The 5,609-nt window shown below is 28.4% G+C and carries 6 protein-coding genes; 5 read left to right on the plus strand and 1 reads right to left on the minus strand.

Annotated elements, in window-relative coordinates:
• Positions 1-88 precede the first annotated feature (88 nt).
• The 5 genes from B3J31_RS15210 (at position 89) to B3J31_RS15230 (ending at position 4,586) form a co-directional block, all read left to right on the plus strand.
• The gene (locus tag B3J31_RS15210) at positions 89-466 is read left to right on the plus strand and encodes a CoA-binding protein (RefSeq protein ID WP_051823942.1); all 378 of its coding nucleotides are present in this window, start codon (positions 89-91) and stop codon (positions 464-466) included.
• A gap of 268 nt (positions 467-734) precedes the next feature.
• Positions 735-2,309: an amino acid carrier protein gene (locus tag B3J31_RS15215; RefSeq protein WP_346874185.1), complete on the plus strand. Its 1,575-nt coding sequence runs from the start codon at positions 735-737 to the stop codon at positions 2,307-2,309.
• 359 nt (positions 2,310-2,668) lie between these two features.
• Positions 2,669-3,898 carry an MFS transporter gene (locus tag B3J31_RS15220; protein WP_346867489.1) on the plus strand — a complete coding sequence of 410 codons (1,230 nt, stop codon included), beginning with the start codon at positions 2,669-2,671 and terminating at the stop codon, positions 3,896-3,898.
• Positions 3,899-4,122: 224 nt separating this feature from the next.
• Positions 4,123-4,275 carry a hypothetical protein gene (locus B3J31_RS15225; RefSeq protein WP_346867488.1) on the plus strand — a complete coding sequence of 51 codons (153 nt, stop codon included), beginning with the start codon at positions 4,123-4,125 and terminating at the stop codon, positions 4,273-4,275.
• Positions 4,276-4,325: 50 nt separating this feature from the next.
• Entirely contained in the window at positions 4,326-4,586 is a 261-nt protein-coding gene (locus tag B3J31_RS15230) for a hypothetical protein (RefSeq protein WP_346874186.1), read from the plus strand.
• Between the two features lie 98 nt (positions 4,587-4,684).
• Here B3J31_RS15230 and B3J31_RS15235 read toward each other — a convergent pair whose 3' ends face one another.
• Positions 4,685-5,260, minus strand: a complete 576-nt coding sequence (locus B3J31_RS15235) for a hypothetical protein (RefSeq protein WP_346867486.1) — start codon at positions 5,258-5,260, stop codon at positions 4,685-4,687.
• Between the last annotated feature and the right edge of the window lie 349 nt (positions 5,261-5,609).

Raw genomic sequence — 5,609 nt, forward strand, 5'->3', positions numbered from 1 at the left:
TTAATTTTCTTGTAAAGTGGTGGATTAAAGAATAGTAACTATGAAAAATAAACAAACTATATATAAAATAAGATTAGGAGTGATAAATATGAATAAAATGCTTAACCTAAAACGCTGGGCTTTACTTGGAGCTACCACTGATACTACAAGATTTGGATACAAAATTTTTAGAGAATTAGAGGATAGAGGATACACTGTTTATGGAATAAATCCTAAATATGATTCTATAGATGGAATAAAGTTATATAAATCTATAGAAGAGTTACCAGAATTAATAGATGGAATAAATGTAATAGTTAATCCTAAAATTACTTTAGAAGCTCTTCCAAAAATAAAAGCAAAAGGAATCAAAAATGTATGGTTCCAACCAGGTTCTTTTAATGAAGAAGTTATAGAAGAAGCTAAAAAATTAGGTTTTAACATAGAACTAGAAGACTGTATGCATGTAGAATTATTGAAATTATAGTCCTTGTTTCCTATAGAAAATGTTAAAAACAAATGTGTAATCATGGATTAGAAAGATCTAACTAATAAATAAACAATAAATAAACTCCAATCTCATTTTTAAATTTGGGTTGGAGTTTTTGTATGACCAATACTCATGAGGAATATAATGACATTATTGTATGCAATTAAAACGATACTAGTTAAAACATAAGTGGTATGAGATAATAGGGAGGCATTATAATTTCATGTAATAGTATTAAAAATAAACTTTAGGAGGGGATATAACAATGGAAGGATTTTTTAACTCCATAAATAAAATATTTGAATTTATAGTACCAGTGGCAGACTTTTTATGGGATTTTCCAACTAATTTTCAATGGTATTCTAACATTCCTATAATAGGAAAGTTTTCTTTAGCTATCTTACTTTTAGTAGGATCAGGTATTTATTTCACATTTAAAATGGGCTTTGTTCAATGTACTAAGTTTAAAAAAGGGATTAAAATACTTGTAGAGAAGAAATCTCATGAAGCAGGAATTAGCCCTTTAGCATCATTTCTACTAAGTTCAGCCATGAGAATAGGACCTGGAAATATAGTAGGGGTTACAGGAGCAATTAGTGTAGGAGGACCAGGAGCTATATTTTGGATGTGGGTTTCTGCATTCTTTGGAATGGCTACAGCCTTTGTAGAAGCAGTTTTAGCTCAAATTTTTAAAGAGAAAAAGGATGATGAGTTTGTTGGAGGACTACCTTTTTATGGGATGAAGATTTTAGGGAATAAAAGAACAATAGGAATAGTACTAGCTGTTTTATTTATTGTATATGCAATGTTCTGTATACCAGCTCAAACCTTTAATATTGTAACTAGTTTAAGTTCAGTAGTAGAAACAATTACAGGAACAGTTTATGAAAGACAGTCCTTATTGTATTATACAATCGTAATACTCTTAATACTTTCAGTAGTTGTTATTGTATTTAAAGGAATAAATGGTGTTACCAAGGTTACAGATAAGTTAGTGCCTATAATGGCTATAATTTATGTAGGAATAACATTAGTAATAATTATATTTAACTTAGATAAAGTTCCTTTATTTTTTACTGCCGTATTTGCTGGAGCCTTTAAACCACAAGCCATCTTTGGTGGGGCCTTTGGTGTTGCACTTGCTCAAGGAATAAAAAGAGGTCTTATGTCAAATGAAGCTGGACAAGGTACTATAACTATGGCTGCAGCTACTGCAGACACTGACCATCCAGTAGAGCAAGGATTAGTACAAGCTCTAGGAGTATTTTTAGATACTATGGTAATTGCCACAATGACAGGAATAGTTGTAGTTATGGCAAGTCTTTGGGCAGCTGAATCAGGAGTGGCTTGGGAGAGTATAAAAGGTTCTAAGCTAACAGTTTATTTAACCTCTGTACAATACTTAATTCCAGGTACAGCCTTTGACTCAATTGCTACTATAATAATATCCTTATGCTATGGATTATTTGCATTTACAACCTTACTTGGAATGATTCTATTTGCAGAGATATCAGGAAACTTTATATCAAAAAGTAAGAAATGTATTAATACAATAAGAAGTTTAGGTGCCTTTATATTTGTTCCTTTTGGTTGTTTAACAGTTTTATCAGGACTAGAACTAGGGAACCTATGGTATATATCTGACTTAGTAAACATACTAGTTGTATATGCCAATGTGCCTATATTATTATTAGGATGTAAAATTGTATTTAAAGCTTTAGATAATTATAATAGCACGAAAGGTGCAAAGTTTAACTCTCTAGACATAGGAATTGAAACTCCTTGCTGGGGAAACTATGAAACTCATAATTATAAAGAAGAGAAAGAAGTATCTATGTAAATATTTAAATTATATAAAAAAATAGGATAATAATGTATACTAAAATATTACCCATATGATATAATAAATTATACAAGAAAAAATGGAGGAAACAACTGTGAGATATCTTAATATAAAAAAAGGATATACCCCAATGAGCAGCAGTTCTATGACTAAAACTGCAATATTGAAAACTAAGGGGTTACTATATCTTTTTTTAAGATGATTTTGCAGGAATAATAGTCCTTCAACTTCAAAAGTAACTCCAAGACTTTATTATAAGATTAAATTCTTAATAATAGAGTCTTTTATTATGCTAATAAACAGAGTTCTTAGCTTCTATGAAGCTTTACTAACAGAAATCATTAGGGGGAGTTACAATGAATAACATAAAAGAAAGTTTAAATATAAATAAAATTAATAAAGGGAAGAGCGTAGATTACTTAGATAGGATAAAGAAAAATATAAAAATTGATTATATGTATAAGTTTTTATCTTCCATAGATATAAGCTCTGCCATTTGGGTATTATATTTAGCTCATAAAGGCATGTCTCTTATAGAAATAGGACTTTTAGAATCAGTTCACCATATAACTAGTTTAATATGTGAAGTTCCTACAGGAGCTATTGCTGATATTGTTGGAAGAAAAAATACTATAATACTTGGAAGGATAATGTCCGCAATTGGGGCAATCTTAATGCTGTTTTGCAATAGTTTTTTAGGGTTCGCCATTGCCTTTGTAATATCCGCCGTATCTTATAATTTAAACTCAGGCTCAGAAGAAGCCTTGGTTTATGACTCCTTAAAGGTTACAGGAGAAGAGGAAAAATACCTAAAGATAAATGGAAATTTAAATTTTATAATTGAAGTAGCTCAAGGAATAGCTGTATTAGTTGGAGGAATATTATCAGATTACTCCTTTACATATAGCTATGGATTAGCATCCATTGTAAGTATATGTGCACTAGGAATTTCCTTTGGATTTAAAGAACCAGAATTTCATGAAGAAGCAAAGGAAAGAGTGACTATAGTAGGTCATTTTAAAAGCTGTTATGAAGTGATGAAATCTAATAAAAAAATTATACTAATAATGATGTTTTTTGAATTAATATTTATGACCGGCACAACTACTCATTTTTATACTCAACAGTATTTTAGTGAAATGGGATACTCTAGAAGTTTCATAGCAATAATCTATGTAATATCAAGTATAGGCTGTGCCATAGGAGCAAAGTTTGCCTATAAAGTAGAAAGAAAATTTAAAAAAGCTATGCTTTATATAGTTCCAATGTTAGGAGGAGTGTGGCTTATAGTTCTTATTAGCAGTAAGAATTTAATTGCTATCATAGGATTTATTATGTTTTCTGTAAGTATAAATATCCTATATCCTGTTAGCTCTGATTATATAAATAAGCTTATCCCATCAGCTCAAAGAGCAACCCTAATATCTGTTCAAAGTATATGCTTCAGTATATTTATGATTATGATATTTCCATTATTAGGGGTCATAGGACAAGTAACTTCATTAAGGGTAGCTTTTATGGTACTTGCAGTGATTCTTTTCATAATAAGCTTTGGGAGCAGAAGAGTTTTAAAGGGGAGTAATTGATAATAGGAAAAAGGGAATGCTTAAATTTAATATACAAGAGGATTTTATATTTAGGGAGGATATTTCATGAAAGAAAGGTTTAAAATAATTTAATAGTAAATATTCAAACTTCGTGGTACCCAAGTGCTAATGTAAAATTTTATAAAAAAGTAGGCTCTTTCTTTAAAAAAACAATTAAGGTACCTAAAATAGAGGGGGAGTTTAATGATGATCGCGTTATAAGAATGGACATTTCATGGGAAGATGATGATACTGCGGTAATAAGTGGATTTATTGTTAAAAGAAATAGGTATAAACTTGAAAAGATTAAGGAAAATTTTCCAGATAAATGTGACTATGAAACAATAGATAACAATCTATATTTAAAATTAGAATAATTAAGGAACTCCATAGAAGTTATTCTTTGTATAGTCAACTATATCAGGAGGTGATTTATATAGAATTTATTACAAAATTTTTTTTTGAAGTTCCAGCAGCTATAATTCTTTTAGTAATTAACATATTTTGTATAGTTGGTAGCTTAGTGGCATTCCCTTTGATACAAAAGAGTAGCATGTTAGAAAAAGAAAAAAAATTAGCTACTATTTTGGATACAGTATTTTTGATTTTAAATATGTTTGCCTTATTTGCATTGTTTGCAATAAGTATATTTTTTTCTACTTTTATTTTTGACTCTGTTTTAAAATAGTGTTGATAATATATTATAAGTATGTAATATATTTAATTTAAAAGTCCAGTGATTCGAAATCACTGGATTTTAGTTCGTAATAATTTAAGGTTGTAAACTTATTTTTTTATTTCTTCGCATACTAATTTTATAAAAGCATTCTCTTTATTTTTCTCAATTAATCCATCTAATTCTTCTTTTGATAAGTATCCTAGTTTTTCCATGGTTAAACCCTTCCCGCCATCATTACTATGAAATAAATATACTTCATCTCCTATATTAAATTTTCTAGCTCCATTAAAATAATAATTTGCTGATTTAAATATATTTTCTTCTATTTCTAAATTACTATATGCCCCACTAAACATTATTCTTATTTTATTTTCTTGTATATTTATTGATATATTAGTATCTTCTATCTTATCATCTGTTGGTCCATATGCCGTACCTAATAGAATCTCTTCCCTTACTTTTTCTTTATTATTATAAACTTCATATACTACCTTTAGTTCATAGTTTTTATCTCCAGGTAAGTTTTTTAAATCATATTTAAATGCTCTATTTCCAGTTAATGATAATATCTCCATTTGTTCATCCGTAAATTCTTTATGTTCAATTGTAAAATTTTCACTTTGAGTACACCCACTAATAATTAAGGCACTCAATACAATAATTAAAACCAATACTTTTTTCATCTTTTACCCCCAGTAATTTATATTTTTATTATATATTATATTTGTATTAAAATTCCATATTTTAAAATAATACATGAGTATTGGTTGGATATTTTAAATTTTAAATTCTTTTACTTTTGTATGTTGCAGAGTTGGTGAAATCAGTAAATGTTCTTCCACACTTTTTTCAAATGTTATTATCTAGTCATCTATAAATGCAATGTATTCAGAACCATACCCTGACATACACTAGTGATAAAATATAATCTATACAACGAATAAGAACTAATGTTTGTGTCTATAATTAGTGTATAGCTATAAAATATATTTAATTTGAGCTCTTTTTAATATATAATTTAATTATAAAGGA

Source organism: Clostridium sp. UBA5988, assembly GCF_002435615.1.
In the GTDB taxonomy this organism is placed as follows: domain Bacteria; phylum Bacillota; class Clostridia; order Clostridiales; family Clostridiaceae; genus Clostridium_J; species Clostridium_J sulfidigenes.

Bases quoted from the DNA above. Each gene is read 5' to 3' on its own strand.
- B3J31_RS15225 (WP_346867488.1), top strand. From the start codon at position 4,123: ATGGACATTTCATGGGAAGATGATGATACTGCGGTAATAAGTGGATTT.
- B3J31_RS15210 (WP_051823942.1), top strand. From the start codon at position 89: ATGAATAAAATGCTTAACCTAAAACGCTGGGCTTTACTTGGAGCTACC.
- B3J31_RS15235 (WP_346867486.1), bottom strand. From the start codon at position 5,260: ATGAAAAAAGTATTGGTTTTAATTATTGTATTGAGTGCCTTAATTATT.
- B3J31_RS15220 (WP_346867489.1), top strand. From the start codon at position 2,669: ATGAATAACATAAAAGAAAGTTTAAATATAAATAAAATTAATAAAGGG.
- B3J31_RS15215 (WP_346874185.1), top strand. From the start codon at position 735: ATGGAAGGATTTTTTAACTCCATAAATAAAATATTTGAATTTATAGTA.